Source organism: Vibrio zhanjiangensis (genome assembly GCF_030161235.1).
Taxonomy (GTDB): domain Bacteria; phylum Pseudomonadota; class Gammaproteobacteria; order Enterobacterales; family Vibrionaceae; genus Vibrio; species Vibrio zhanjiangensis.
On the sequence record NZ_BSPW01000122.1, the window covers coordinates 1 to 1,136 of the forward strand.

The window sequence follows — 1,136 nt, forward strand, 5'->3', positions numbered from 1 at the left end:
CAGCGTATCTCTGCCTACCGAAGTAAGCTTCATCTGGGGTGAGGTTATTCAGTCCTTGATGGTTACGCTCTTCATTATAAAACACCATGTAGTTCCCGATTTCAAGCTCTGCTTCTCGAGGTGTGGTGTAAGCCTTTAGATAAACCTCCTCATATTTTAAGCTTCGCCAGAGCCTCTCGATAAAAACATTATCTACCCAACGGCCTTTGCCATCCATGCTGATTCGTATCCCACGGTCGAGTAAGGCTTGAGTGAACTCTGTGCTAGTAAACTGACTCCCCTGATCAGAGTTGAAAATATCTGGTGGTCCATAGTGTTGAAGTGCCTCCTCAAGTGCTTCAAGACAAAAGCTTGTATCCATCGTATTTGATAAGCGCCAAGACAAAACCTTACGGCTAAACCAGTCGATAATGGCAACCAAGTAAAGGAAGCCTTTAGCCATTGGGATATAGGTGATATCAATAGCCCACGCTTGGTTTGGATAGGTAACTTCGATATCACGTAATAGGTAGGGATAAACCTTGTGCACCTTATTTGCGATGGTCGTTTTAGGCTTGGGATAAATCGCACCAATGCCCATATCACGCATGATCCGAACGATACGTTTACGATTAACGTTATGCCCTTTTTTGATCAGCTCAGTTCGAATGCGTCTACTGCCCATGAACGGATACTGGAGATGAATTTCGTCAATCATACGACGCAACTCAACCTCTTCACTTGAGAGTCCTATGGGCTGATAATAAGCCGTAGAGCGAGCAATGTTGAGAAGCTCGCACTGGCGTTTTATCGGTAACTGGGTGGATTTATCCAGCGAATTCTTTCGCTGTGCCCGATCTAACGATCGAGCACTTTCGCCAAAAAATCATTTTCCATGGTCAGTTGACCGATCTTCGCGTGGAGTTTATCGACCTCTTCAGTATTGTCTTTGCTTAGCTGACTTTCAGAAGCAAAGATCATTGCAGCGTTCTCGAGCAGTTCTTTTTTCCAGGTCGATATTTGGTTGGCGTGTAAATTATACTTCTGTGCTAGTTCAGCGACAGTTTTATCACCTTTAGCGGCAGCAAGAGCCACCTTAGCCTTAAATTCAGGAGAGTGGTTTCTACGTTTTCTAGTCATAATCTGTTCCAGTCGTT

At 44.5% G+C, this 1,136-nt stretch carries 1 protein-coding gene; it reads right to left on the reverse strand.

Annotated elements, in window-relative coordinates; translation table 11 throughout:
• Nucleotides 1-1,119, reverse strand: a protein-coding gene (locus QQK21_RS21850; RefSeq protein WP_284194287.1) for an IS3 family transposase whose coding sequence is annotated in 2 segments (ribosomal slippage) — nt 1-867 and nt 867-1,119 — 1,120 coding nt annotated over the 2 segments. Because the reading frame shifts where the segments join, the coding sequence is not laid out codon by codon here. This gene is flagged as partial in the annotation.
• Between the last annotated feature and the right edge of the window lie 17 nt (nt 1,120-1,136).